At 62.9% G+C, this 26,587-nt stretch carries 24 protein-coding genes; 9 read left to right on the forward strand and 15 right to left on the reverse strand.

The window, feature by feature from the left end; genetic code table 11:
- Positions 1–15: 15 nt before the first annotated feature.
- The 4 genes from topA to plsY form a co-directional block, all read right to left on the reverse strand.
- The gene (gene topA, locus AC2A04_RS02175) at positions 16–2,637 is read right to left on the reverse strand and encodes a type I DNA topoisomerase (RefSeq protein ID WP_484210671.1); all 2,622 of its coding nucleotides are present in this window, start codon (positions 2,635–2,637) and stop codon (positions 16–18) included.
- Positions 2,638–2,747: 110 nt separating this feature from the next.
- Positions 2,748–3,437, reverse strand: a complete 690-nt coding sequence (locus AC2A04_RS02180; RefSeq protein WP_484210672.1) for a glycerophosphoryl diester phosphodiesterase membrane domain-containing protein — start codon at positions 3,435–3,437, stop codon at positions 2,748–2,750.
- An 18-nt stretch (positions 3,438–3,455) separates the two neighbouring features.
- A complete protein-coding gene (dprA, locus tag AC2A04_RS02185) occupies positions 3,456–4,568 on the reverse strand; it encodes a DNA-processing protein DprA (protein ID WP_484210673.1) in 1,113 nt (370 codons plus the stop codon).
- Positions 4,565–5,158 (reverse strand): glycerol-3-phosphate 1-O-acyltransferase PlsY, encoded by a 594-nt coding sequence (plsY, locus tag AC2A04_RS02190; protein WP_484210674.1) that lies wholly within the window; start codon positions 5,156–5,158, stop codon positions 4,565–4,567. The genes dprA and plsY overlap by 4 nt, the downstream gene beginning before the upstream one ends.
- A 70-nt stretch (positions 5,159–5,228) precedes the next feature.
- On the opposite strand from plsY, the gene murI reads away from it, so the two are divergent.
- From murI to AC2A04_RS02210, 4 genes are all read left to right on the forward strand, one after another.
- A complete protein-coding gene (murI, locus tag AC2A04_RS02195) occupies positions 5,229–6,062 on the forward strand; it encodes a glutamate racemase (RefSeq protein WP_484210675.1) in 834 nt (277 codons plus the stop codon).
- Positions 6,063–6,119: 57 nt separating this feature from the next.
- Positions 6,120–7,031 (forward strand): MBL fold metallo-hydrolase, encoded by a 912-nt coding sequence (locus AC2A04_RS02200; RefSeq protein ID WP_484210676.1) that lies wholly within the window; start codon positions 6,120–6,122, stop codon positions 7,029–7,031.
- A 138-nt stretch (positions 7,032–7,169) separates the two neighbouring features.
- Positions 7,170–8,390: a 5-aminolevulinate synthase gene (gene hemA / locus AC2A04_RS02205; RefSeq protein WP_484210677.1), complete on the forward strand. Its 1,221-nt coding sequence runs from the start codon at positions 7,170–7,172 to the stop codon at positions 8,388–8,390.
- A gap of 137 nt (positions 8,391–8,527) precedes the next feature.
- Positions 8,528–8,914, forward strand: coding sequence for a YkvA family protein (locus AC2A04_RS02210; protein WP_484210678.1), 387 nt, complete (start codon positions 8,528–8,530; stop codon positions 8,912–8,914).
- Positions 8,915–8,991: 77 nt separating this feature from the next.
- Here AC2A04_RS02210 and AC2A04_RS02215 read toward each other — a convergent pair whose 3' ends face one another.
- The 4 genes from AC2A04_RS02215 to AC2A04_RS02230 all read right to left on the reverse strand — a co-directional run bounded on the left by AC2A04_RS02215 (position 8,992) and on the right by AC2A04_RS02230 (position 14,108).
- Positions 8,992–10,197 (reverse strand): type III PLP-dependent enzyme, encoded by a 1,206-nt coding sequence (locus tag AC2A04_RS02215; protein WP_484210679.1) that lies wholly within the window; start codon positions 10,195–10,197, stop codon positions 8,992–8,994.
- A 171-nt stretch (positions 10,198–10,368) separates the two neighbouring features.
- Entirely contained in the window at positions 10,369–11,592 is a 1,224-nt protein-coding gene (locus AC2A04_RS02220) for a serine hydrolase domain-containing protein (protein ID WP_484210680.1), read from the reverse strand.
- Between the two features lie 41 nt (positions 11,593–11,633).
- On the reverse strand, positions 11,634–12,833 hold the full coding sequence (locus AC2A04_RS02225) for a carboxynorspermidine decarboxylase (protein WP_484210681.1): 1,200 nt from the start codon (positions 12,831–12,833) through the stop codon (positions 11,634–11,636).
- A gap of 69 nt (positions 12,834–12,902) precedes the next feature.
- On the reverse strand, positions 12,903–14,108 hold the full coding sequence (locus AC2A04_RS02230; RefSeq protein ID WP_484210682.1) for a saccharopine dehydrogenase family protein: 1,206 nt from the start codon (positions 14,106–14,108) through the stop codon (positions 12,903–12,905).
- A gap of 228 nt (positions 14,109–14,336) precedes the next feature.
- Here AC2A04_RS02230 and AC2A04_RS02235 point away from each other — a divergent pair, with 228 nt between their 5' ends.
- Both AC2A04_RS02235 and AC2A04_RS02240 read left to right on the forward strand, forming a co-directional pair.
- Entirely contained in the window at positions 14,337–14,768 is a 432-nt protein-coding gene (locus tag AC2A04_RS02235) for an MAPEG family protein (RefSeq protein ID WP_484210683.1), read from the forward strand.
- 28 nt (positions 14,769–14,796) lie between these two features.
- Complete coding sequence (locus AC2A04_RS02240; protein WP_484210684.1) at positions 14,797–15,225, forward strand: MAPEG family protein; 429 nt, start codon at positions 14,797–14,799, stop codon at positions 15,223–15,225.
- A gap of 4 nt (positions 15,226–15,229) precedes the next feature.
- On the opposite strand, the gene AC2A04_RS02245 is transcribed toward AC2A04_RS02240, so the two are convergent.
- The 7 genes from AC2A04_RS02245 to AC2A04_RS02275 form a co-directional block, all read right to left on the reverse strand.
- Positions 15,230–16,435: a class I SAM-dependent RNA methyltransferase gene (locus AC2A04_RS02245; RefSeq protein WP_484210685.1), complete on the reverse strand. Its 1,206-nt coding sequence runs from the start codon at positions 16,433–16,435 to the stop codon at positions 15,230–15,232.
- Positions 16,432–17,838, reverse strand: a complete 1,407-nt coding sequence (locus AC2A04_RS02250) for an NAD(P)H-hydrate dehydratase (RefSeq protein WP_484210686.1) — start codon at positions 17,836–17,838, stop codon at positions 16,432–16,434. Before AC2A04_RS02250 ends, AC2A04_RS02245 begins: the two co-directional genes overlap by 4 nt.
- Positions 17,822–18,175, reverse strand: coding sequence for a hypothetical protein (locus AC2A04_RS02255; protein WP_484210687.1), 354 nt, complete (start codon positions 18,173–18,175; stop codon positions 17,822–17,824). Before AC2A04_RS02255 ends, AC2A04_RS02250 begins: the two co-directional genes overlap by 17 nt.
- A gap of 4 nt (positions 18,176–18,179) precedes the next feature.
- Entirely contained in the window at positions 18,180–20,024 is a 1,845-nt protein-coding gene (gene ilvD, locus AC2A04_RS02260; protein WP_484210688.1) for a dihydroxy-acid dehydratase, read from the reverse strand.
- A 122-nt stretch (positions 20,025–20,146) separates the two neighbouring features.
- Positions 20,147–20,869, reverse strand: a complete 723-nt coding sequence (locus tag AC2A04_RS02265; RefSeq protein ID WP_484210689.1) for an N-formylglutamate amidohydrolase — start codon at positions 20,867–20,869, stop codon at positions 20,147–20,149.
- Positions 20,866–21,669 (reverse strand): 4-(cytidine 5'-diphospho)-2-C-methyl-D-erythritol kinase, encoded by an 804-nt coding sequence (locus AC2A04_RS02270; protein WP_484210690.1) that lies wholly within the window; start codon positions 21,667–21,669, stop codon positions 20,866–20,868. The genes AC2A04_RS02265 and AC2A04_RS02270 overlap by 4 nt, the downstream gene beginning before the upstream one ends.
- Positions 21,670–21,750: 81 nt before the next feature.
- Positions 21,751–23,400, reverse strand: a complete 1,650-nt coding sequence (locus AC2A04_RS02275) for an electron transfer flavoprotein-ubiquinone oxidoreductase (RefSeq protein ID WP_484210691.1) — start codon at positions 23,398–23,400, stop codon at positions 21,751–21,753.
- Between the two features lie 102 nt (positions 23,401–23,502).
- Between AC2A04_RS02275 and AC2A04_RS02280 the strand changes: the two genes are divergently transcribed.
- From AC2A04_RS02280 to moaB, 3 genes are read left to right on the forward strand one after another with little or no spacing between them, the layout of a single operon-like run.
- A complete protein-coding gene (locus tag AC2A04_RS02280; RefSeq protein WP_484210692.1) occupies positions 23,503–24,276 on the forward strand; it encodes a uracil-DNA glycosylase family protein in 774 nt (257 codons plus the stop codon).
- Entirely contained in the window at positions 24,273–26,048 is a 1,776-nt protein-coding gene (locus AC2A04_RS02285) for a lytic transglycosylase domain-containing protein (RefSeq protein ID WP_484210693.1), read from the forward strand. The genes AC2A04_RS02280 and AC2A04_RS02285 overlap by 4 nt, the downstream gene beginning before the upstream one ends.
- Positions 26,038–26,565, forward strand: a complete 528-nt coding sequence (gene moaB / locus AC2A04_RS02290; protein WP_484210694.1) for a molybdenum cofactor biosynthesis protein B — start codon at positions 26,038–26,040, stop codon at positions 26,563–26,565. Before AC2A04_RS02285 ends, moaB begins: the two co-directional genes overlap by 11 nt.
- Positions 26,566–26,587 lie beyond the last annotated feature (22 nt).

Raw genomic sequence — 26,587 nt, forward strand, 5'->3', positions numbered from 1 at the left:
CGCGATCACATCATTTCATGCCGAAGCCGCTTTGGCGGTCTTGGCGGCGGACGGTTTCTTGGCTGGGGCCTTTTTGGCCGTTGCAGGTTTGGCGTCTGCCTTCTTGGCAGCAGGTTTCTTCGCAGTTGCCTTCTTCGCGGGCGCTTTCTTCGCGCCCTTCTTGCCTTTCGCCGGGCCCTTGGCTGCGCGTTCGTCGATCAGGGCGATCGCTTCCTCCAGCGTCAGAGTTTCGGGCTGCTTGTCCTTGGGCAAGGTGGCGTTGGTCGTTCCGTCCGTTACATAGGGACCATAACGGCCCGCCATGAGCTTCATCTCGCCACCCGAAGTCGGGTGGGGGCCGAAGGTGTTGAGCGGTTCTGCAGCGGCGCGATTGCCCCTGCCCCCGGCCCCCGCTGCGGCGGCTGCGAGCAACATGACGGCGGCGTTCATGCCGGTTTCGAAGACTTCGGCAGTGCTTTTGAGGCGGGCATATTTGCCGTCATGCGCCAGGTAGGGACCATAACGACCGATGCTGGCGGTGATGGGATTGCCGGTCTCGGGATGCTGGCCAACCTCGCGCGGGAGTCCGAGCAGCTTCAGCGCCCACTCCAGATCAAGCTCGCCGATGTCCTTGGGGATAGAGGCGCGCTTGGCCTCCTTGCCATCACCCAACTGAACGTAAGGGCCGAAACGGCCGGTCTTGCGAGACACGTCGAGACCCGTCACCGGGTCCTTGCCCAGTGCGCCGTCCTCACCCTCGGCGCCCTCACCCGCCCCGCCCGGCTGGGCAAACTTGCGGGTGTACTTGCACTCGGGGTAATTCGAGCAGGCGACGAAAGCGCCGTAGCGCCCGCCGCGAAGCGATAGGCGTCCGGCCTCGCACTTCGGGCATACGCGGGGATCGGTCCCGTCCTCGCGGGGCGGAAACAGATAGTCCGAGAGAAACTCGTCAAGCTCGGCGGTCACCTCGCTTGGCTTCTTCTCCATCACCTCGTCGGACTTTGGCTTGAAATCGCGCCAGAAATCGGCAAGCACGATCTTCCATTCGGCCCGACCGCCCGAGACGTTGTCGAGTTCGTCTTCCATCCCTGCGGTGAATTCGTAGGCCACGTAGCGCGGGAAGAAGCGCTCGAGAAATGCTGTCAAAAGACGACCGGATTCCTCTGCGAAGAATCGATTTTTCTCGGTTCTGACGTAATTTCGATCCTTCAGGACCTGCAAGGTCGCTGCATAAGTCGAGGGGCGTCCGATTCCCAGTTCCTCGAGCCGCTTGACGAGGCTGGCTTCGGAATAGCGCGGCGGCGGCTGGGTGAAATGCTGCGTGGCATCGACGCCGCGCTTGGCAGGCGTATCGCCCTTTGCCATGGCGGGAAGCAGGCCGCTTTCCTCGTCATCGCCTTCTGCCTTCTGGTCGCGGCCTTCTTCGTAGACGGCAAGGAAGCCGGGGAACTTCACGACCTGGCCGGTCGCGCGCAGCTCGTGCTTGCCGGTGCCATCGCGCAGCGTGACGCTGGTGCGCTCGATGCTGGCCGAGGCCATCTGGCTGGCCATGGCGCGCTTGTAGACGAGGTCGTAAAGCCGCGCCTCGTCGCCCGAACCATAGCGGTCTTTCGAGAAGTCGGTCGGACGAATGGCCTCGTGTGCTTCCTGAGCATTCTTGGCTTTCGTCTCGTAATGACGGGGTTTTTCGGGAAGGTAATGCCCATCATAGCGATCGGAAATCGCCTTGCGCGCAGCCGAGATGGCGCTTGGGTCCATCTGTACACCGTCGGTACGCATGTAAGTGATCGCACCCGCCTCATAGAGCGTCTGGGCGACACGCATCGTGTGGCTCGCCGAGAAACCCAGTTTGCGGGCGGCCTCCTGCTGCAAGGTCGAGGTGGTGAACGGTGGATAGGGATTGCGACGGGTCGGCTTTGTCTCGACCTCCTCAACCCGGAACGTGGCAGCCTCGACAACCGCTTTGGCCTTCATGGCGGCGCCTTCATCGCCCAGCGTCAGCTTGTCGAGCTTCTGGCCATCGAAACGCACGAGGCGCGCGGCAAATTCCGTTCCAGTCTGCTCGAGACGAGCGATAACCGACCAGTATTCCTGCGAGCGGAATCCTTCGATCTCACGCTCGCGCTCGACGATCAGGCGCAGCGCGACCGACTGGACACGTCCGGCAGATTTTGCACCCGGCAGCTTGCGCCAAAGGACCGGCGAGAGCGTAAAGCCGAACAGGTAATCAAGTGCGCGGCGGGCGAGATAAGCGTCGATCAGATCCTGGTCGAGTTCGCGCGGGCGCTTCATCGCGTCCGTCACCGTCTGTTTGGTGATTGCGTTGAAGGTTACGCGTTCGACTTCCTTAGGAAGCACCTTACGTTTCTTGAGCAACTCCCTGACATGCCAAGAAATTGCCTCCCCTTCGCGATCAGGGTCGGTTGCGAGGATCAGTCGGTCTGCGCCCTTGGCCGCATCGGTGATCGCCTTCACGCGCGACGCCTTGTCGCCGTAAAGTTCCCAGTCCATCGCGAAGTCCTCGTCCGGGCGGACAGAGCCGTCCTTCACCGGAAGATCGCGGATGTGGCCATAGGAGGCGAGGACCTTGTAGCCGGGGCCCAGGTACTTCTCGATGGTCTTCGCTTTGGCGGGGGATTCTACGATGACAAGCTGCATGATCTGGAAAGGCAGTCCTTACGTGTACGTGTACGCGAGGGTGGCGGCCCCAAAGCAGGTTCGTCAAGCGACTTAGTTGGTCCGCTCGTCCGGACAACCGCCCTTGGACTTCAGGCAAACACATCGTCGTACTGCGCGCCGTTGCCGGTCAGCGCGCGATAGACTGCCACGCCGATCAGCACGCCGAGCATGCCCAGCGCGCTCGACGCCAGGTTGATAACTGCTTGCGTGGGGATGGTGAGCGGTGCCGATGCCGCTTCGCCATCCACCGCTTCCAGCACGCCTGAGCCTGCCGCGAAGGCGACGATCACCGCGAAAGCCACGATATAGGCGATGTAGACGACGGCGATCGCCCAGGCGCTATCGCGCGTACGCTCCCAACTCATCGACAGTGCATCAGATGCCGAACGTCCTTCGGCAACGATCAGCGGCGAAACCATCGACCACCGGGCCATCAGATATAGGCCCGGCACGATCAACAGGACGAAGGCCAGGCCCACGCCGAGCGCGGTGAGGATCGATGCGCCGAACAGCGAGCCGTAGGAGCGGCTGGGGGTAACCATCAGCGATTCGCCGCGCAGGATGGCCTCGGTGACATGGTAGGTGACGAAGAAGTTCACGATTGCAGCCAGCAGCGATGCCACGGGTGCCCCAGCGCCACTGCCCATCACAACGTCAAGCACGGTCGTGAAGGTGGCAATGAACCCTGCGGCGACCACCCAGATGCGGGCGTGGCCAATCGCGAGGTCTGTGATGCCTGAAAACAGCGAACCCACGCTGACCTTGTTCTGCCCGATCATCAAATTCCCCCGATTCGTCTAGCCAGCCAGCGATACGCGTCCGCCGGCATGTCGCACGAGCCTGCCCGCCAGTTCGAGTTCGAGCAAGGCCATCTGTACTGCGCCGGCCGCGGCCCCGCTCTGCCGGATGAGTTCGTCCACAGCGATTGGCGCAAGTCCCAGCAATTCGCCGACGTCTGCCGGCTGGTCTGCAAGATCAGGCGCGTAGGCCAATGTGGTTTCGCGGAAGGTCGATCGGGGCTTGCCCTCGAACCCCACCAGAAGCTCGATGACATCTTCCGGAGATTGCACAAGGATCGCGCCCTCGCGGATCAGCTGGTTGCATCCCTGCGACCGGCTGTCGAGCGGAGAACCGGGAATGGCCATGACCTCGCGCCCGGCTTCAGCGGCGAGGCGAGCGGTAATCAGCGAGCCCGACCGGGGAGCGGCCTCCACCACCAGCGTCCCTGTGGCGAGTCCTGCGATGATGCGGTTGCGATGCGGGAAATGGCGCGCCAACGGCTCGGTCCCCGGCGGCATCTCGGCGATAAGCAGGCCTTCGTTGGCCACCTGCTCCTGCAGCGCGGCATTTTCGGGAGGATAGGCGATGTCGATCCCGCTGGCGATCACGCCAACCGTGCCTCCGCCTTGCGCCATTCCGGCGAGCGCTCCGCGATGGGCCGCTGCATCGATGCCCCGTGCCAGACCCGACATGACGACGTAACCATGCCCTGCAAGCGCGGTCGCAAAATCGCGCGACAGCTTTGCCGCAGCGGCCGAGGCGTTGCGGGCACCGACAATGGCAATCGAAGGTCGCGAAAGCAGCCCTGCGTCGCCGCGGACCGTGAGGATGGGAGGCGGTGTTTCAAGTGCCGCGAGCAGTGCAGGGTAATCTGCGCCGTCATGGAACAGGTAGCGGGCTCCGGCGGCCCTGACTGCCGCAACTTCGGCCTCGATGCGTTCAGGCGAGGCGGGTCTGTAAGGCGCTCCACCCCGTGCCGCGAGATCGGGAAGCGCTTCGAGCGCGTTGCTCGCCGTGCCGAACCGGCGCAACAACTGATTGTAGCTGACCGGACCTATATTTGGTGATCGCAACAGGCGAATGCGGGCGAAGGCCTCGTCCCGGGTAAGCGTGGCAGCGCCCGCGTTCACTTCTTGCTGCCGACTTTCGGTTCTGTCCCGGCGCGCAGGCGGGCGATATTCTCACGATGGAGGAATACCACCAGCAGCGCGAGCAGCGCCAGAACGGGAAGATAGGGGTAATGCCCGAACACCGCCGCGACGACCGGCGCCACGATGGCCGCGCTCATGCCACCGAGCGAGGAGGTGCGGCTTGCAGCCAGCACCCCTAGCCAGGTCACTGCGTAGGCAAGGCCGATCGGCCATGCGAGCCCGAGCGACACGCCCATGAGCGTTGCCACGCCCTTCCCGCCCTTGAACCGGAGCCAGACCGGGAAACAATGCCCCAGAACGACAGCGAGGGCTGCAACAGCCTCATTGCCGGGCCAGTAGTGGCGGGCGATGAGCACGGCGGCGAGGCCCTTGGCCATGTCGAGCAGCAGGGTTGCGGCTGCAAGGCCTTTCCTGCCCGTCCGCAACACGTTGGTCGCGCCGATATTGCCCGAGCCGATTGAGCGCAGATCGCCTGCGCCGGTGAGGCGGGTGAGGATGAGGCCGAAGGGGACCGAGCCCAGCAGATAGCCGACAACAAGGGGAAGAAACGTATTCACGGCGCTGCTCATACCCAATCCTTATGCAAAAGCGAAAGAGGCGAGTTTCCATTTTGCAGCCAATCCCGATACAAGCCTGCGCATGAGCTTTGCCGCCCCCGTTTCAAGTCAACCCGGTTCGATCGATCCTGCGGCCCCCATCCTGCTGTTCGATTCAGGTGTGGGCGGACTTTCGGTGCTCGGAAAGGTCCGCCAGCTTCTCCCGGACGCGCCGGTCATTTATGTCGCTGACAACGCCGGACTTCCCTACGGAGCCAAGAGCGAGGCACAGATCGCCGCACGGGTTTCGGGGCTACTGGGCCGACTGACCGAGCGACTGCGCCCACGCCTCGTTTGCATCGCCTGCAACACGGCTTCGACGATCGCACTTGCCTCTGTCCGCGAAGTGCTGGAAGTGCCGATCGTCGGCACCGTCCCGGCAATAAAGCCTGCAGCCGCGATGACCCGGACCGGTGTGATCGGCCTGCTCGGGACCGAGGCAACGATTCGTCAGGCCTATGTTGACCGGCTCGAGACGGAATTCGCTGCCGACAAAAGGTTGCTGCGGCACGGCGCTCCCGAATTGGTCGCCGCCGCCGAAGCCAAGCTGCGGGGCGAACAGGTCGATCCGGCAGTCTATGCCCGAGCGGCAGATGCATTGCGCGCCATGCCGAGCGGTGCCGATATCGACACGGTGGTCCTTGCCTGCACCCACTTTCCTCTGGTTGCCGACGAGTTGACTGAGGCGTTTGGCCCGGGCGTGTCTTTCATCGATGGTTCCGACGGCATCGCCCGACGGATAGCCTATCTGACAGAGGGTCAACCGTGGCAGCGCTCGAGTGACGATATCGCGCTTTTCACCCGTGGCGGAAAGGACGTGGACCTTCTGGCACCCGTCCTGTCCACATATGGCCTGAAGCAAATTGACGTTTTCTGATCCGGACTGGCGGATGGTGCCGATCCGGATGGCGTGGGGGGCCACGAAGTGAGCCGATTGTCGAAGACGTTAATGGGCATGTTGCTGCTTGTCGGGGCTGCTTACTACTGGCTGATGGTCAACGCTGGCCCTGCCGATGCCCCAATCCGCAGGATCGACCTTGCCCAGTTGCGCGCTGCAGCGAATGCGATGCCGGGCAAGAAGCCCATGGGCCTTGAATATGTGGTCATCGCGAGGCGGGATATTCCCGGCGGAGCACTGGCAGCGGGGATTGGGCTTCGTCAGGTGACTTCGGGTGTGATCGCATGGCACCTTGTCACGCCAGGCGGTGGGATCGTGATCGACAGCGGGCTGATGCCGGCTGACGCCAAGGCCATGAAAATGGGCCATTATGACAAGCGCGCCGCAGCGCTGGTCGGGGAGTGGATGGACCAGGCAAGCCTGATTCTCTTCACCCATGAGCACATCGACCATGTCGGCGGGTTTCTGGATCATCGGGCGTTCGAGACGATCGCACGCAAGGCCATGATCTCGCCGGAACTGCTGCGCGGAATGACCTCGCATTGGCGGGAGAGCACGGGCCTTATCCCTCAGCCGCGCCCCTTCCCTCCAATCATGCCAGTGGCGCCGGGCGTGGTGCTCATCCAGACTCCGGGACATACGCCGGCCTCGCAAATGATTTTCGTCCAGACGGCGGACCGGCGCGAATACCTCTTTGCTGGGGACACCGGGTCACTTGCCGACAACATCATGAAGATGACCCCACGGTCACGCCTGCTGGCCGATTGGCTGGTCAAGGAAGACAGGCCTGCCGTCATTGGCTGGCTCAAGGGCATCGCCGCGCTGCGCAAGAAGGACTTGAAGCTCATCGTCGTGCCATCACACGATCCTAACTGGATCGCCGCAACCGCCGCCCGTGATGGTTTCGTCCGAGCAAGAACGGCTGTCGGACCTGCGGTCGCAAAATAGCTACGACTTTCGGACAGTTGCTCTAAATGATGCTGGAATTGCCGAGACAACAGGCGTAGAAGCCGCCCATTCGCCGATGGGCCCAAGGGATCGGGCCTCAAGGGCAAACATGTCCTTGTTGCAGGAAGGAGCGGCGGGGTGAACTACGACCAGGTTTTCGATTCAGCCATCGAGCGCTTGCACTCCGAAGGCCGCTACCGCGTTTTCATCGACATCCTGCGCAACAAGGGCGCCTACCCCAACGCGCGCTGCTTTGCCGGTCACAATGGCCCCAAGCCGATCACGGTCTGGTGCTCGAACGACTATCTCGCCATGGGCCAGCACCCCAAGGTGATCGAAGCGATGGAAGAAGCGCTGCACAATGTCGGCGCGGGCTCCGGCGGTACGCGCAACATCGGTGGCAACACGCACTACCATATCGAGCTTGAGGCCGAACTGGCCGATCTGCACGGCAAGGACGGCGCACTGCTGTTCACCAGCGGCTATGTCTCGAACGATGCCACGCTGTCGACGCTGGCCAAGATATTGCCGGGTTGCGTGATCTTCTCGGACGAGCTCAACCATGCCTCGATGATCGCGGGCATCCGCAATTCGGGCGCGGAAAAGAAGGTGTTCCGGCACAACGACGTCGAGCATCTCGAAGAGCTGTTGGCCGAGACCGATCCTTCAGTGCCCAAGCTGATCGCCTTTGAATCCGTTTATTCGATGGATGGCGACGTCGCCCCGATCCACGCGATCTGCGACCTTGCAGAAAAGTACAACGCGCTGACCTACATCGACGAGGTTCACGCAGTCGGCATGTATGGCCCGCGCGGCGGTGGCATTACCGATCGTGACGAGGCTGCCCACCGGATCGACATCATCGAGGGTACGCTTGGCAAGGCCTTCGGCGTGATGGGTGGTTATATCGCCGCCGACACGCGGATTATCGATGTGATCCGCTCCTACGCACCGGGCTTCATCTTCACGACTTCGCTTTCGCCCGTGCTGGTGGCAGGCGTTCTCGCCAGCGTGCGTCACCTCAAGGCCTCAAGCATCGAACGTGAAGGCCAGCAGGCCTCCGCCGCGTTCCTCAAGAAGGCATTTGCCGATGCGGGCCTTCCGGTCATGCCATCGACGACGCACATCGTTCCGCTCATGGTGGGTGATCCGGTGCGCGCCAAGAAGATCGCCGACATTCTGCTCGCCGAATATGGCGTCTATGTGCAGCCGATCAATTTCCCGACAGTCCCAAGAGGCACCGAACGCCTGCGCTTCACGCCCGGCCCGTCGCACACCGAAGCAATGATGACCGAACTGACCGAGGCGCTGGTGGAAATCTGGCAGCGCATGGAGCTGGAACTGCGCAAGGCCGCCTGAAGGCAGCGTCCGTTCTCTGCTGACAGGTCAGGATGACAAGGCCCTCCCATCACCGGGAGGGCTTTTTCGTTGCGCATGCCTTCCCGGCCGCCTTGATCCCGCTTGCAGACATCTGAGCTCATCGCCACCTTGAGCCGATGGAAAGGCCGTCCATCATCCGCCAACTCAAGGTCTGGGCCAAGACCATCAAGCGCGACGTTCTGGCGCTATGGCTTGCCGCGCGCGATCCGCGCGTCCCGGTAGCCGCCAAGGTGATCGCCGGCGTGATTGCGGCCTATGCGCTCTCGCCGGTCGATCTGATCCCGGACTTCATTCCCATCCTCGGCTATCTCGACGATCTGATAATCGTGCCGCTGGGGATCGCGCTGGCTGTGCGGCTTATCCCGCCGCCAGTCATGCAGGACCTGCGCAACCGCGCGAATGCTGTCGCTCGCCCGCGTTCCATTGCAGGCATTTGCATGGTGATTGCGATATGGCTCGCCCTGGCGCTCGTCTCGTATCACGTGATGGTGCCGATGAGCTAACGCAGCGACCGGCCCAAAGGAAAAAGGCCCCGCCTTGCGGCAGGGCCTTCGTCCATTTCAGCGAGACGCCAATCCGATCAGCGCAGAGATACGACGTTGTCCGAAACGCGCGGGTCACGACGGTCACCGCGATACTGGCTCGACATCGGCTCGTCCGTGACTTCGAACACTTCGGTTGCGCCGAAGCCGTTGAAGGCGGTCTTCATCGCGGCGCCGTAAGCGCCGAGCATACCGATCTCGATGAAATCGCCCGCCTTGATATCGACCGGGAGTTCGAACGGACCGTCCATGTGATCCATGTCGTCGCAGGTCGGGCCGTAGAAGCTGAACGGCTCCAGCTCGATCTCGGCGCCGTCATTGGCGACCTCGTTGCGCAGCACGCGCACGGGGAAACGCCAGCCTACGTGGGCCGCATCGAAAAGCGCGCCATAGGCACCGTCGTTGATGTACAGTTCAGTGCCGCGGCGGCGTTCGACGCGCACGATCATCGAATTGTATTCGGCGCAGAGCGCACGGCCAGGCTCGCACCACAGTTCGGCCGAGTACGACACCGGCAGCGATTCGTAGGTACGGTCGATGACGCCGAAATAGTCTTCGAGCGGCGGCGGCTCCATACCGGGATAGATCGACGGGAAGCCGCCGCCGACGTCGATGATGTCGACAAGGACCGAGGCATCGACGATGGCCGCGCGCACGCGCTCGAGCGCCTGGACATAGGCGTGAGGGCTCATCGACTGGCTGCCGACGTGGAAGCACACGCCGAGCGAGTCGGCCACCTGGCGGGTCGCCTGAAGCAGTTCCGCCGCATTGGTAAGATCGCAGCCGAACTTGGACGCGAGGCTCAACTCCGAATATTCCGACGAGACGCGCAGGCGCACGCACAGCGTCAGATCCTCGGCACCGTCGGTCGCTTCGGTGATCTTCTCGAGTTCCTCGAGCGAATCGAGGCTGAACACGCGTACGCCGTGGGCGAGATAGGCCTCACGAATGGCGCTCGAGGATTTTACCGGGTGCATGAAGCACAGCGTCGCGTCAGGGAGCGTTTCACGCACAAGGCGCGTCTCGACGATCGAGGCGACGTCGTAATGCGTCACGCCTGCATCCCAGAGCACGCGCAGCAGATCCGGCGAGGGATTTGCCTTTACCGCATAGAGCGACTTGCCCGGAAACTTCTCGACAAAGAAGCGGGCAGCGCGCGCGGCAGCGTGCGGACGGTTCAAAATGGCGGGTTGGTCAGGCGCGCAAGCGCCGACTACAGCCAGTGCGTCAGGATGGATGTGCAACTCAAGGGACCCCCAAACGGAACGTTGAACAAGGCTGCCTTGCGGTTTGGAAGTCCCCATGGGGCAGCGAGAGGGGCGTAATAAGGCCCCCACGCTGAACATCAAGTGAAAAACTCACACACGAAAACGGGCGTCAGGAAAATGAAACAATTCCAGACAGATCGCATTTTATCAGCGACTTAGCACCTCGGCCAGCGCTGCCCATGCGGGCAAGGAGAGCGGGTCGTTCGCACCGTTGGCCGCCATGGGGTGCGATGCGAATCGTGCAACCGTCATTTCCGCCGCCGGATCGACCCACAAGGTCTGGCCATGGATGCCCCGCGCGGAGAAACATCCGTTCGCATTGTTGCTGATCCACCACTGGCTGGAATAGCTCCAGCCCGGCAATTGCGGATAGCGTGCCTTGTCAAAATGGGCGGGATCGCCGCCGCTCCGGACACGGTCCACCACTGCTTCCGGGATGACTCCTGCGCCGCCCAGGCGCATCGCCTCGCCGAACCGTGCCAGGTCTTCGAGGCGCAGGCACAGCCCGCCACCGGCAAAAGGATTGCCCGAATGGTCGACGATAAGGTCCGCATCGCCGCCCATGCCAAGCGGCTGCCAGAGACGCTCGGACAGGACGTCGGCAAAGTGCCGCCCTTCGATCCGGCTTATGATCCACGCCAGAACGTCGGTATTGGGGGTGCGGTAGGTGAACCCCTGCCCATGCACGCCCGCCTTGGCAATCGTCGGGAGGTAGGAACACAGGTCAGGCGGGCCGGCGTAGTTCGCGGGGCGCGGGGTCAGGCCCAGCGCGGCGCTGTAGGCGCCGATCCCCGAGTTCGGATCGGCGTAGTCTTCCGAAAAATCGAGAGCGGTAGTCATGTCCAGAACCTGGCGCACGGTTGCGTCGGCAAAACCGCTGCCTGCCAGTTCGGGAAGATAGGCTGCGGTGAGCGCACCGGGATCGAGGCGACCCTCCTCGATCAGCATCTCGGCGATCGTACCGACGAAGCTCTTGGTGACCGAGAAGGCTATGTGCCGCGTCTCGGGGCTGGTCACGCCGAACCAGCGTTCAAACACGATCCTTCCCTGATGCAGAATCAGGATCCCATCGGTGTAGGCCTGCGTCAGCGACTCTCCGAAAGTCATGGGGCGTTCTGCACCAAGCGGAACGAAAGCGATCTCGGCCAGATCGTCATTCAGCGCCCTTGCGAAGCTTGGCCGCTGCCCAGCAGCGACACGTCGAGAGGACGCGAACTGGCGCATGTTCGAGTACGACCAGCGGATCATCGGAAAGCGCATGTGATCGGCGCGCGAGGCGAGCAGCAGCTTGTCGGGCGGTGGTGGCGATCCTTGCATCCAGCCCATCACCAAGGGATCGCTGGTCACGCCATCGAGCAAATCGCCAGCCATCACACTCTCCCGCCTACATTACTGTCAGCAGGCAGCATGCATCAGGAAAGACGGTCGCGGAAGTCCTCGTAGGAAAAGCCGCGCACCTTCTCGAGCACGTCGTTCTCGCTGTCCCAAAGCCAGATCGAAGGCAGAGGCACGCCATTGAAGGTCGTGGTCTTTACCATCGAATAGTGCGCCTGATCGAGGAACGCGAAACGCGTTCCGGGCGTGAAGCCGTTGGGCAGACGATAATCGCCGATGACATCGCCTGCGAGGCACGACGGTCCGCCCAGACGCACCGGCGCGCCACCCTCCCCGCCGTCCTCGTATTCGTCGATCGGCAGTTCGCCCAGCATCGCCGGGCGATAGGGCGCTTCGATCACGTCGGGCATGTGGCACGTCGCCGAAATGTCGGTGATGCCAAGTTGCATCCCGTTCCAGTGCGTATCGAGCACGGTGCCGACGAGAATGCCAGCATCCAGCGCCACCGCCTCACCCGGTTCAAGATAGACCTCGCAGCCGGTCTGCGCCTTCACCGCCTTGAGAAATTCGATCAGATCGGCGCGCTGATAGTCGGCGCGCGTGATGTGGTGGCCGCCGCCGAAGTTTAGCCACTTGAGCTGGCCGAGATAGGGTTCGATCCGGGGCAGAAGGGCATTCCAGGTGCGCTGGAGCGGCTCGAAATCCTGTTCGCACAGCGTGTGGAAATGAATTCCGCAGACGCCATCGAAATGCTCGGGCAGAAGCTGGTCAACCGGAAAGCCCAGACGTGAATGCGGCGCGCACGGATCGTAGCGCGGCACCTCGCCCTCGGCATGGAGTGGATTGACCCTGAGGCCGATGTCGAAGACGTCACCGCGCGATTGCGCTGCGGCGATCTCGCCTTTGAAGCGTGCGTGCTGACCGGGCGTATTGAAGATCACATGGTCGGACAGACGCAGGATTTCGGGCAGATCCTCAGCCTTGTAGGCTGCGCAATAGGTCGCGATTTCGCCCTTGTAGTGCTCGGCGGCAAGCAGCGCTTCCCACAGGCCTGACGTGCAGACGCCGTCGAGATATTCCCCGACGATCGGTGCGACCTGCCACATCGAAAAGGCCTTGAGCGCGGCGAGAACCTTGATCCCAGCGCGGTCGCGGACGTCGGCCAGCACCGCCAGATTGGCGCGCAACTTCGCCTCATCCACGACGAAAGCGGGGCTATCAACGCGGCTCAGGTCAAATTGCGCAAACGCGCCCGGATCGCCGGCTCTGGTTTCCATATTGGACTTCCGTTCTGCGCATCGTTCGACAGGCTTAGGATGAGCGGGGTTGGAAAATGCGGTGAGAGATCAGAACGCCAGCGGGCCCGCCAGTTCCTTGACCTGCCACGGCAACCCGTGCTGGTTGAGCATGTCCATGTAGGGATCGGGATCAAGCTGTTCGATGTTGAACACGCCTGCGCCGCTCCACACGCCCTGAACCATCAGCGCTGCGCCGATCATGGCGGGCACGCCGGTGGTGTAACTGACGGCCTGATTGCCGGTCTCGCGGTAGGCGTCTTCGTGGTCGCAGATGTTGTAGATGTAGAAGGTCTTCTCCACTCCATCCTTGAGGCCGGTGGCGATGTCGCCGATATTGGTCTTGCCTTTGGTCGTGGGCCCCAGCGAGGCAGGCTCGGGCAGAACGGCCTTGAGGAACTGGAGCGGGATGATTTCCTGCCCGTTATACATCACCGGATCGATCCGGGTCATGCCGACGTTCTGCAGCACGGTGAGGTGCGTGATATAGGCATCGCCGAAGGTCATCCAGAAGCGGATGCGCTCGATCTCGGGGATGTGATGCGCGAGGCTTTCGAGCTCCTCGTGGTACATCAGGTACATGTTCTTCGGGCCGACGTCTTCGAAGTCGAAGGTCTCGCGGATGGTCAGCGCGGGCGTTTCCACCCATTCGCCTTTGAGCCAGTGGCGCGCAGGCGCGGTGACTTCGCGGATGTTGATTTCCGGATTGAAATTGGTGGCGAAGTGCTGGCCATGATCGCCGCCGTTGCAATCGAGAATATCGAGCGTGCGGATCGTGTCGAGCTTGTGCTTGCGCAGCCACGTGGCGAAAACGCTGGTCACGCCCGGATCGAAGCCCGAGCCGAGCAGCGCCATAAGGCCTGCTTCCTTGAAGCGCTCCTGATAGGCCCACTGCCACTTGTATTCGAACTTGGCCTCGTCAATCGGCTCGTAATTCGCGGTGTCCATGTAATTGACGCCTGCGGCAAGGCAGGCGTCCATGATGTTGAGGTCCTGATAAGGCAGCGCGAGGTTGACGACGAGGACGGGCTTGACCTCGTTGATCAGCGCAGTCGTAGCCGCGACATCGTCGGCATCGATCTGATAGGTGTCGATCGAAACGCCGGTGCGCTCCTTCACCGAAGCGGCGATGGCGTCGCACTTGGACTTGGTGCGGCTGGCCAGCGCAATGCCGGTAAAGATGTCTGCGTTCATCGCCATCTTGTGAACCGCGACCGAGCCGACGCCGCCTGCGCCGATGACGAGAACTTTTGCCATGATGTCTCCAAAATGCCTTCATCGGCCGCGCGTTCCGAACGCGTCGCGCCCTACATGGATAGCGCCTGTAGGGGATCGGAATGACAAACCCAAGTCCCCTTTGCCACGCCTCGGACGACGTCTGCCATAAAAACGGGCAGGAAGTGGTTGAACGCACGTTATAAGTTGCATTTGACAATCTAACGCGACGACCGCACTCTTCCCGCGGAGAGTTGGGGAGACAATGCGATGCAGGCGCAAATCCTGACACCGGCAGCGGTGCTGGTGCTTTGGTCTATCGTCATGCTGTTCTGGATGGCTTTCACGCGCCTTCCGGCGCTGGGCAAACTTGGCGGCTTGGGCAAGGCAAAGCCGGGTGGACGCGGGCAGGATCTGGAAGGCGTACTGCCCGACGAGATCAACTGGAAGGCGCACAACTACAGCCACCTGATGGAACAGCCGACGCTGTTCTATGCCACGATCACCATCCTTGCCTTGATGGGACCGAGTTCATTCGATGTCGCTCTGGCCTGGGGCTATGCCGCCGTCCGCATCGTTCATTCGATCTGGCAGGCGACGGTGAACCGGGTACCAGTGCGCTTTGCCCTGTTTCTGGCATCGACCATATGCCTGACCGTGCTGGCAATCCGCGCTTTGGGAGCGACGCTCGGACACGGCTGAACCAAATCAACAACGGGGGAGAAGTGCAATGAAGATGGCTGCTATCCTGCAACCGACAGTCGCGCTGATGATCTGGACTATGGTGATGTGGCTGTGGATGTACGCCACGCGCATTCCGGCAATGAACGCGGCGAAAGTGGATCCCGACGGACTGGCGCAGGACCCGACCAAGACGCTGGATGACCTTCTTCCGGCATCCGTGCAGTGGAAAGCGCACAATTACAACCACCTGCACGAAGCGCCGACACTGTTCTATGCCGTATGCCTGACGCTTGCCGTTGCCGGCGTTGGTGGCGGTATGAGTACCAAGATTGCCTGGGCCTACGTGGGTCTGCGAGTGGTCCACTCGCTGGTGCAGGTGACGGTGAACAAGGTGATGATCCGCTTCGTCCTGTTCGCGCTCTCGTCGATCGCGCTCATGGCTCTGATCTACCACGCCGCGCGCGTCGTGTTCTAAGACCTCAAGCTCGCAAGAACAGGCTGGCCAGTTCCACATGGGTTGACCAGCGGAACTGGCCGACCGGCCTGAGTTCTGCCAGCCTGTAGCCGCCCGCTATCAACCTCACGGCGTCGCGCGCCCAGCTTGCGGGATTGCAACTGATATAGACCACGCTGGGCACTTTGCTCGCGGCAATCTGGTCGATCTGCTCCTGCGCGCCAGCGCGGGGGGGATCGAGCAGGACGCCGGCAAAGCGGTCCAGCTCCTCGACACGCAGCGGATTGCGGAACAGGTCGCGGTGCAGGCAATGGACAGGGCGTCCGCCCATTCTCGCCGCAGACTGGCACGCGAGATGAGTATCGCGCGCCGCTTCAACCGCGAGAACCTTGGTTTTCTCGCCGGCCAACGCGAAGGCGAACGTGCCGAGCCCGGAGAACAGGTCTGCGATCGTTGCCGAACCTTCAAGCCATTCCCGTGCCGCTTCGACCAGCGCCGCTTCGCCATCGCGGGTGGCCTGAAGAAAGGCACCGGGCGGCAGTGAAACCGCCGTGCCGCCAAGCGTCACAGTCACTGGTTCGGGCTCCCAGGCACCTTCAGCGCCATAGCCGCTGTCGATGGTGAGCCGCGCCAGTCCGTTATTGCGGGAGAAATCCAGCAGCGCCTCGGTCCGGGCAAGGCCTTCGACCTTCAATCCCTTGAGGCCGACCGAAAGCCCCTGATCGGCCATGGCTAGTTCGATGTCCACGCCGAGCTTGCGGTCGCCCCAGTTTTCCAGAAGCTGGCGCAACGGCTCAAGGAGCGCGACCATTTCAGGCACAAGCACATGGCATTCGCGCATGTCGACGATCTTGTGCGAGCCCTGTTCGCGAAAGCCGATGACGACGCGCTTGCCGATTGCCTGCGCATGGAGCGTGGCGCGACGACGGCTGTTGGGGGGCGACAGGTGTGGTGCTGTGGCGCCAGTCGGTTCGATCCCCTGCCCCCGCGCTGCGCCGACAACGCGATCATGGACATAGCCGGCAAGTGCGTTTTCAGACAGATGCTGCAACTGACACCCGCCGCAAGCGGGAAAATGGCGGCAGGGCGGATCGACGTGATCCGGGCCGGGCGTAAGCGTGCCATCTGCCTCGAGAATGTCGCCCGGCGCGGCCAGAGCAGCATAACGGCCATCGGCAGTCGCGCCTTCGCCCTTCGCTGCGATGCGGACGATCAGGCCGGGATTGGTCATGGGAGGCACTCTGCAAGGGCGGGACGAATGGCGTGGGCCAGTTCGGCCGGACCGAAGGCAGCACCGCAAAGCCGCGCCGCTTCGGCGTGGAGCCATAGACCTTCCTGCGCCGCACGCAATGCCTCACCGTGGACCGCCAGACGGCTTGCGATCGTTCCGGCCAGAACGTCCCCGGTCCCCGCGACGGAAAGCCACGAGGATGCACGAGGTGAGACGACCACTTCCCCCGCAGACGTTGCGATGACGCTGTCGGGCCCCTTGAATACGACGACTGCGCCGGTTGCCTTGGCCAGAGCCAGTGCCCGGTCTCGCCGCAATGGGGCAGGAGACAGGGAATAGCTGCGTTCGAGCGCTGCCATCTCCCCTTCGTGCGGGGTCAGTATGCAGCGCTTGCCAGTTGGCATAGTAGGTCGCAGGAGAACGAGCGCATCGGCGTCGATGACGGTTGGCGTGTCAGCCTGCAACATTTGCCAAAGCAGTCGCGACGCATCATCGGTGCGGCCAAGACCCGGCCCGATGAGCATGGCAGCAGCGCGCCGGTCCTTGAAGACCGAGGCCACATCACTGACGACCAGTTCGGATGGAGCGGCGACAGGGGCTTGGCCGGTCCCCAGCTTCACATAGCCTGCACCCGCTCCCTGAGCTGCCATCGCAGCAAGCATGGCTGCCCCCGGCATTTCGCCACCAATAATGCCAAGCAAGCCTCGGCGATACTTGTGAGCGTCTGCAGAAGGTGGCTGAATGGCGGGCTTGGTCAGAACCTGCGCCACACCCGCCTGCTCGGCAACGCCGATATCGACAAGGCGCAGCGCTCCCATCGACCGGCAGGCCGGCATCGCGAAATGGGCGTGCTTCCATGCGCCCAATGCGATCGTCACCGTCCAGTCGGGCAGTCCCTTATTCAAGGCCAGACCGCTGTCGCTTTCGATCCCGCTCGGCAGGTCAATGGCAATGCGATGAGGATGCCGTTCTGCCAGTCCGGTCAGAAGGTCGTACAGGTCCTGCGGCAGGCCGCGCGTCAACCCGCTTCCGAACAGACAGTCCACCAGCACGTCGCCTGTCAGAGCCGTCTCTGCAGCAACGACTTCCCCCCGGTAGAGAATTCGCGCCGTGCGTGCCGCCTCAGTCGCTGGTTCCCGCGCGGCGATTGCGCGTACGGGGTTGCCAAGTTCGCGAAGGTATTCTGCAATGACCCAGCCATCGCCGCCGTTGTTGCCGGGGCCGCACAGCACGGTCACCGAGCGACCGGCAGCAATCCTGCGGACCCACTCCCCCGCACCGCGCCCGGCGCGCTGCATCAGATTATCGACATCAATTCCCTTTGCGACGAGTTGCTCTTCGGCCTGGCGCATTTGCGCCACAGTGAGCACTTGCCGGAGGCAGCGCTCACGGCTGCGCGACATCGCTCTTCATCCGCGCCGGAAAGCGGTAGCGATCTGAGCCGACCACGACCTCGAGCACGCCTTCGGACGACCAGTTCGCGACCGCTTCGTCCGCCCCATCGGCAGCGACCACGCCGCGACCGTCATCGACCATTTCGAAGCGTCGGAATGCACCGTCTTTGTGACGCACGGTCAGGAAACGGCGCTCGCCAACGCGCGAATCTTCGACAAAGCAATCAGGCGCGAACTTGGCCGCACCCGATATCATGCAATCGATCACGCGGCCCTTGGGGGCATCTTCCTTTGCCGAGCAACCGGCAAGAGCAGCGGTGGCTGCGAGGAAGAAAAGCCCCCGCACTGGCTTACCGTTCCAGCTGCGAAACGTCGCGCACGGCTCCGCGCGATGCGCTGGTGGTCATCGCGGCGTAGGCCTTCAGCGCGTCCGAGACCTTGCGCGGGCGCTCCTTCGAAGGCTTCCAGCCAAGCGCCTGTTGCGCGGCGCGGCGCTGCGCAAGCACTTCGTCCGAAACCGCCAGATTGATGGTGCGGTTGGGAATGTCGATCTCGATCACGTCGCCATTCTCGACAAGGCCGATCTCGCCACCCTCGGCCGCTTCGGGCGAGGCATGGCCGATCGAGAGACCAGAAGTGCCGCCCGAGAAGCGCCCGTCGGTCAACAGGGCGCAGGCAGCGCCGAGGCCCTTCGACTTGAGATAGCTGGTTGGGTAAAGCATTTCCTGCATGCCGGGACCGCCCTTGGGCCCTTCGTAGCGGATCACGACAACGTCGCCCGCAATGACCTGGCCCGTCAGCACCGCCGTTACAGCGGCATCCTGGCTCTCGTAGACCTTGGCCGGGCCAGTGAACTTGAGGATTTTTTCGTCCACGCCCGCGGTCTTCACGATGCAGCCTTCGCGCGCGATATTGCCGAACAGCACGGCTAGCCCGCCGTCCTTGCTGAAGGCGTGTTCTGCCGAGCGGATCACCCCTGCCTCGCGATCGAGGTCAAGCTCGTTCCAGCGACGATCCTGCGAGAAGGCGACCTGAGTGGGAACACCGCCGGGAGCCGCCTTGTAGAATTCCTGCACCGATGGCGCGTTGGTGCGCTTGATGTCCCACAGGTTGAGCGCATCTGCCATCGTGCGGCTGTGAACGGTTGGCAGGTGGGTATGGAGCAATCCTGCGCGGTCAAGCTCACCGAGGATGGCATAGATGCCGCCGGCGCGATGGACGTCTTCCATGTGGACGTCGGACTTGGCGGGTGCGACCTTGGACAGGCACGGCACCTTGCGGCTCAGCCGGTCGATGTCGGCCATGGTGAATTCAAGGCCCGCTTCATGCGCGGCGGCGAGCAGGTGAAGCACCGTGTTGGTCGATCCGCCCATGGCGATGTCGAGGCTCATGGCATTCTCGAACGCCTCGAACCCGGCAATGGCACGCGGCAAGGCGCTTTCGTCGTCCTGCTCATAGTACCTCTTGCACAAATCGACGATCAGGCGCCCGGCTTCGAGGAACAGGCGCTTGCGGTCAGCATGGGTAGCAAGGGTCGAGCCGTTGCCCGGAAGCGAAAGGCCCAGCGCCTCGGTCAGGCAGTTCATCGAGTTGGCGGTGAACATGCCCGAGCACGAACCGCATGTTGGACAGGCCGAGCGCTCGATGCTCTGCACTTCCTCGTCGGTATAGGCTTCGTCGGCAGCGGCGACCATGGCATCGACCAGATCGAGCGCCACTTCCTTGCCGCGCAGCACGACCTTGCCAGCCTCCATCGGCCCGCCCGAGACGAACACGACCGGAATGTTGATGCGCAGCGCCGCCATCAGCATGCCCGGCGTAATCTTGTCGCAGTTCGAGATGCAGACCATCGCATCGGCGCAGTGGGCGTTGACCATGTATTCGACGCTGTCGGCGATCAGGTCACGGCTGGGCAGCGAGTAAAGCATGCCGTCGTGTCCCATGGCGATGCCATCGTCGACCGCGATCGTATTGAATTCCTTGGCGACGCCGCCCGCCGCCTCGATCTCGCGCGCGACCATCTGGCCCAGGTCCTTGAGGTGGACGTGGCCGGGCACGAACTGGGTGAAGCTGTTAACGACCGCGATGATCGGCTTGCCGAAGTCGGAATCCTTCATCCCGGTTGCACGCCACAGGCCACGCGCGCCTGCCATGTTGCGGCCATGGGTGGTAGTGCGTGAACGATAGGCGGGCATGAGGAAACTCCGGACAGGGAATCAGGCTTTTTTGCGACTTGCCAAGTGCCCTAAACCAATGCGACCGCCCGTGTCGAAGGTATTAATTACAACCAGGTCAGCAGTAATCGACGGGAAACTTCCTAGCTGATTTCAACGGCAACCTGATTGGCGATCCGGGCCAGTCGTTCCGCCCACTCGGCCTGTCCCTGGGGATGGCCGACAAGGTCTTGCCTGATCTCGATGCCGAGATAGGGCCGGCCCTCCGCTTCGGCGTGGCAGTTCATCGTCGCGTTGAGCAGCCGCCCCGAATAGGGCTGCTGATCGCCCACGCAGAGACCCTCGGCTGCAAGCAGGGGAATCGCGATCCGCGCCGCGCGATCGTCCTCGTTGTAGAGCACGCCGACGTGCCAAGGACGCGGCGCGTCGCTCGAAGCCAGTTGCGGCGTGAAGCTGTGGAGCGACAGGATCAGCGCTTGCGGCGTCTCAGCCAGAAGATCGGCCAGCGCCTCGTGATATGGGCGGAAAAAGCGCGCCAACCGCGCCTCGTGTCCCGCATGGTCAAGCGCGTTGCCGGGTATGGCGTGGCCGTCGCTGGCGATGGGAACGACCGTGGGCAAGTGTTCGTCGCGGTTGAAATCGCACACAAGCCGGCTGACGTTGCCCTGAAATGCTGCGATACCGGCACGCTGGGCCATCAGCGCGCCGACTTCCGCGACGCCTATGTCCACCGCGATGTGCTGGTCGAGCAGTTCCGGCGCTATCCCGAGATCGATGTCTGAGGGCACGAGATTGGAAGCGTGATCAGAAACGACAAGGATGCCACCGAAGCACGGCGTTCCAAGAATGCGGTAGGCTTCGCTCATCGCAGGGCTCCGCTCATCGTCCACCAGTTTTCGGGCATCGATGCCTGCGCGCGATCGCGTTGGTCGGCCGAGTCATAAAGCGCAAAGCAGGTTGCGCCCGATCCCGACATGCGCACCAGCCATGACCCCGTGCTGCGCAAAACGTCAAGGACTTCGGCGATCTGTGGAACGAGTGCCAGTGCCGGCATTTCGAGATCATTGCGCCCCTGCAGGGCCATCTCTCTGAGATCGGCACCTTCGAGGGGACCGCGATCGATCCCGTCCCACGCGCTGAAGACCGGCCCTGTCGCCAGCGGGACGCGGGGATTGACGAGAAGCACCGGGCATCCGGCGAGATCGTTGTCGACGATCTCGAGGTCGGTCCCCGTACCACGCCCGATGCAGGCACGGCTTTCAACACAGGCAGGAACGTCGGCGCCCAACCTGGCAGCCCTCTCCTGCCAATTGTCGGGCAGGCCATGGGCCGCGCGCACCATGCGGAATATCGCGCCCGCGTCGGCAGAACCTCCACCAAGCCCTGCAGCGACAGGCAGGTTCTTTTCGAGCGTGACCGCCCAGCCCGGTCCGTGCGGAAGACCGGAAAGCGCCTTGGCAACGATGTTGCCGAAAGGATCGTTCAATGCGCCACCGAATTCGCCGACGACATGGAGGCTGTCCCGGGCGGCGGGCGTCGCCGTCAGCTCGTCGCCCGCATCGACGAAGGCAAACAGCGTTTCCAGTTCGTGGTAGCCGTCATCGCGCCGTCTCCGTACGTGCAGAGCAAGGTTGATCTTGGCGTAGGCAGTTTCGGACAAGGTCATGGCTGTGAAACCCTGAAACGACGAAAGCGCCGAGGCAACCCCCGGCGCTTCGCCTTCCCCAACCCTTTCGGGCCAGACCGATCACATATTCGGATAGTTCGGGCCGCCGCCGCCCTCGGGCGTGACCCATTCGATGTTCTGGGTCATGTCCTTGATGTCGCAGGTCTTGCAGTGGACACAGTTCTGGGCGTTGATCTGCAGGCGCGGGTTGCCCTCTTCGACGCCAACATACTCATAGACGCCTGCCGGGCAGTATCGCGTTTCCGGGCCTGCATAGATCGGAAGGTTGATCCGTGTCGGGACAGTCGGGTCCTTGAGCACGAGGTGGCACGGCTGGTCTTCCTCGTGATTGGTGTAGGAGAACGCCACGCTGGTCAGGCGATCGAACGTGATCACGCCATCGGGCTTGGGATAGGCGATCGGCTTGTAGAGGTCGGCACGCTGGGTTGCCTCGCTGTCACGATGATGCTTCATCGGCTTCCAGATACCGAAGCCGCCAATCGTGCGCAGCCACATGTCCGCGCCCGCAAGCACCGTGCCCAGTTCACCGCCGAACTTTGCGACGAGCGGCTGGGCGTTCTGGACCTTCTTGAGTTCCTTTGCGATCCAGCTTTCACGGACGGCGGTGTCGTATTCGACCATGTCGTCCTTCTCGCGGCCCGCAGCGATAGCGGCCACGATGGAGTCGGCTGCCAGCATCCCGCTCTTCATCGCGGTGTGGCTGCCCTTGATGCGTGGCACGTTGACGAAACCTGCCGAGCAGCCGATCAGTGCGCCGCCGGGGAACGACAGGCGCGGCACCGACTGCCAACCGCCTTCATTGATCGCGCGCGCACCGTACGACACGCGGCGACCGCCCTCGAGTATCTCGCGGATCGCGGGATGCTGCTTCCAGCGCTGAAATTCCTCGAACGGGTAGACGTAAGGGTTGGCGTAATCGAGCGCGGTGACGAAGCCCAGCGCCACCTGGTTGTTGGCCTGGTGATAAAGGAAGCCACCGCCCCAGGAATTCGATTCCGACAGCGGCCAGCCCTGCGTGTGCAGTACCCGACCGGGAACGTGCTTGGCGGGATCGATGTCCCACAGTTCCTTGATGCCGATGCCATAGACCTGAGGTTCGCAATCGCGCTCGAGATCGTAATGCGCCTTTAGACGCTTGGTCAGGTGGCCGCGCGCGCCTTCGGCAAACAGCGTGTACTTGGCGTGGAGCTCCATACCGGGCTGGTAATCGCCCTTCTTTTCGCCATCGCGACCGACGCCCATATCGCCAGTGGCGACACCCATAACCGCGCCGTTCACGTCGAACAGCACTTCGGCGGCGGGGAAGCCGGGGAATATTTCGACGCCCAGTTCCATCGCCTGATCGGCGAGCCACCGGCACAGGTTGCCAAGCGAGCCAGTATAATTACCCTCGTTCGACATGAACGGAGGCATCGGCCAGTGGGGAATGCTGGTCTTGCCCGTCTTGGAGAGCACCCAGTGCCAGTTGTCGGTCACCGGCACTTCAGCCATCGGACAGCCCATCGTGCGCCAGTCAGGCAGCAGTTCGTCCAGCGCCCTGGGATCGACCACCGCGCCTGACAGGATGTGCGCGCCGATTTCGGAGCCCTTCTCGAGCACGCAGACCGAAAGCTCGGCATTGGCCTGCTTCAGCCTGATCGAGGCCGCAAGCCCGGCCGGCCCACCGCCGACCACAACGACGTCATACGGCATCGACTCCCGTTCGCTCATGCCCTGCACTCCCGATTAATTGCACGCTTGATTTCACCAATTGCCTTGAAAGAGCGGGCCTTGAAGGTCAAGACCGCAAATCTGACTGTGAGGAGTGACAGCTTGCCCGACACTGGCGACGCCAGACCCCATGATTGGGAGGTTGCCCTTACGGCAGCGCTGGATTGGTGGCGCGATGCAGGCGTGGACGGCACCTACGTTGACGATCCGCAGGACTGGCTGGCGGCAGCACAAGTGGCGTCGGCGGATCAAGTCACCCTGCCGCTGAAGCCGTTGCGTGACCTCATGGTTGCCACGGATTCGGCCCCAGCGCCAGAGGCACTCGACCGCTCGAATTGGCCCGCGCGGATCGAGGATTTCGCGACGTGGTGGCTGGCAGAGAAAAAGCTCGCCCCGACTGGACTGCGACGCCTGGGCCCGGTCGGCCCTGCCCGCGCCGATCTTATGGTGCTGGTTCCAATGCCCGCCGCAGATGATGGCGAGGCTTTGCTGACAGGTCGGGCAGGCCGGTTGCTGGAAGCCATGCTGTCGGCAATGGGCATCGACCGGGCTAGAACCTATCTTGCCTCGGCGCTGCCCGCGCATGTGCCGATGCCCGATTGGTCGACGCTAAAAACCATCGGCCTTGGCGACGTGCTCCTGCACCACATCGCGCTGGCGGCCCCGAAGCGCATGCTCATTCTTGGCGCATCGGGCGTTTCAGCGCTTCTTGGACACGACCCGCCGAATTTGGCTCACGGTTTACGTGCAATTAATCAAGAGACTGCAGGTATGGCCGTCATGCCGGCCTGGGATCTCGACGCCATGCTGGCTCGCCCTGCGCTGAAGGCAGGGTTCTGGAGCCGCTGGCTCGATTGGACGGGGACACAAGAGTGACTATCGCTCGCGCTGCACGATGCACGCTGATCGCGCTTGCGGCTTCCGCCGCAGTCGTAGCTGCGGTGCCTGCCCAGGCCAACAGCGCCGCTGCGGACTATTTCCGTGGCCGCGCAGATCGAACTGCCGTGCCCTCATTGCTGAGCCAGGACGACCGCACCTATTACAAATCGCTATTCGGTGCGATCGAGCGTGAAGACTGGACGCAGGTCCAATCGCTGTTCGCCCAGCGTGTAGACGGTCCGCTTCACACGGTAGCCCGTTCCCAGTACATCCTTGCTGCGACCTCGCCCAAGGCCGAGCTCGGGCCGATCTCGGACGTGCTCAACACCGCGCCGGACTTGCCTTGGGCCGAACAGCTTGGCCGCCTTGCCCTCAAGCGCGGCGCAAGCGACGTGCCAACGTTGCCGCAATCGCAGCGCTTCATTTCACTTCCCAATGTTTCCAAGCGCATTCGGCCGCGCTCGGTCAGCGACGGCACGATGCCGACAACCGTGGCCGATGCCATTGCCGAACGGATCAAGCTCGACGATCCGGTTGGCGCGCGTGTCCTGCTCGACGGCGTGGACGCAACGCTCTCGGCCGAAGCGCGTGCCGAATGGCGCCAGAAAATCGGCTGGGCATTCTATATCGAGAATGACGATGCCACCGCGCGGGCCATTGCACTGACGGCGGCAGAGGGCACGGGCCCGTGGGTGTCCGAAGCCTACTGGACGGCAGGTCTAGCCAGCTGGCGCCTGGGCGACTGTCTTTCGGCTGCCGACGCGTTCGAAAAGACCGCCGGCTCTGCCCACAACGACGAACTCGCGTCGGCTGCGCACTACTGGGCAAGCCGCGCCTGGGTCCGATGCCGCAAGCCGGAAAAGGTTTCTGCGGCCTTGCGTTCGGCAGCGCGATATGGCGAGACGCTTTACGGCATGATGGCGTCTGAAGCGCTGGGCCTGCGTGACAGCCAGGCGCCCGCAGCTCCCGATTTTTCGGCAGCTGACTGGCAGATGCTGCGCAACGTCCCCAATATCCGAACCGCCGTGCAACTTGCCGAAATTGGCGAAGACGGGCTGGCCGACGAAGTTTTGCGCCATCAGGCCCGTATCGGCGAGCCGGGCCAGTATGCGCCGCTTTCCCGCCTTGCGCGCGATCTCGGCCTGCCTTCGACGCAATTGTGGATGGCCTACAATTCGCCGTCGGGCGCGCGACCAGATTCTGCGGCGCGTTTTCCCGCTCCCAAGTGGGTTCCGGCCACAGGCTGGAAGGTCGATCCGGCCCTGCTGTTTGCTCACTCGCTACAGGAATCCAATTTCCGCACCGCGGTTACCAGTCCCGCTGGCGCCAAGGGGCTGATGCAGGTCCGTCCGGGTACGGCGCGAGACATGGCGCGGGTCGATCCGGCGATGTCCGGGCGCGAACGCCAGCTTGATCTGCCGGACGTCAATCTCGCTTTCGGCCAGCAGTATCTGCAGCAGTTGCGCGATTCGGAAGCCACGCAAGGGCTGCTCCCCAAGGTCATGGCGGCATATAATGCAGGTCCCCTGCCCATCTCGCGCTGGAACACCGAAATTCGGGGCGGCAGCGATCCGCTGTTGTGGATGGAATCCATCCCCTACTGGGAAACACGCGGCTACGTTGCCATCGTGATGCGCAACTACTGGATGTATGAACGTCAGGCCGGTGGCGCATCTGAAAGCCGCCTCGGGCTCGTCCAGGGCATGTGGCCGAAATTCCCGGGCCTTTCGGGTGCAGAGAACGTCAGGATCGCATCGCGTGGCAATTGATACTTCGCGCACATTCAAGCCGATCAATATCGCCCTGCTCACCGTTTCCGATACGCGCGGACCGTCCGAGGACACATCGGGCGACATTCTGGCCGAGCGCGTAAAGGCCGCAGGCCACAAGCTGGCCGCGCGCGCGCTGGAAAAAGACGATGCCGACCGTATCGCCAGCCGCCTCAACAACTGGATAGATGATCGCGCGGTCGATGCGGTGATCATCACCGGCGGCACGGGCCTGACCGGGCGCGATGTAACACCCGAAGCGCTCGACCGAGTGAAGACGCGCGACATTCCGGGCTTTGGCGAACTGTTCCGCTGGCTCAGCTACAAGACCATCGGCACCAGCACGATCCAGTCGCGCGCCTGCGCCGTCGTGGCGCGCGGAACTTACATTTTTGCGCTTCCCGGTTCGAACGGAGCCGTGAAGGATGGCTGGGACGGCATACTTTTGGAACAGCTCGACAGCCGTAACCGGCCCTGCAACTTCGTCGAACTGATGCCGCGCCTGCTGGAAAAATAGCACGCGCTCTTGCGCAAAAGTT

The organism is Novosphingobium sp. HNCC26DJ243, from assembly GCF_057180545.1.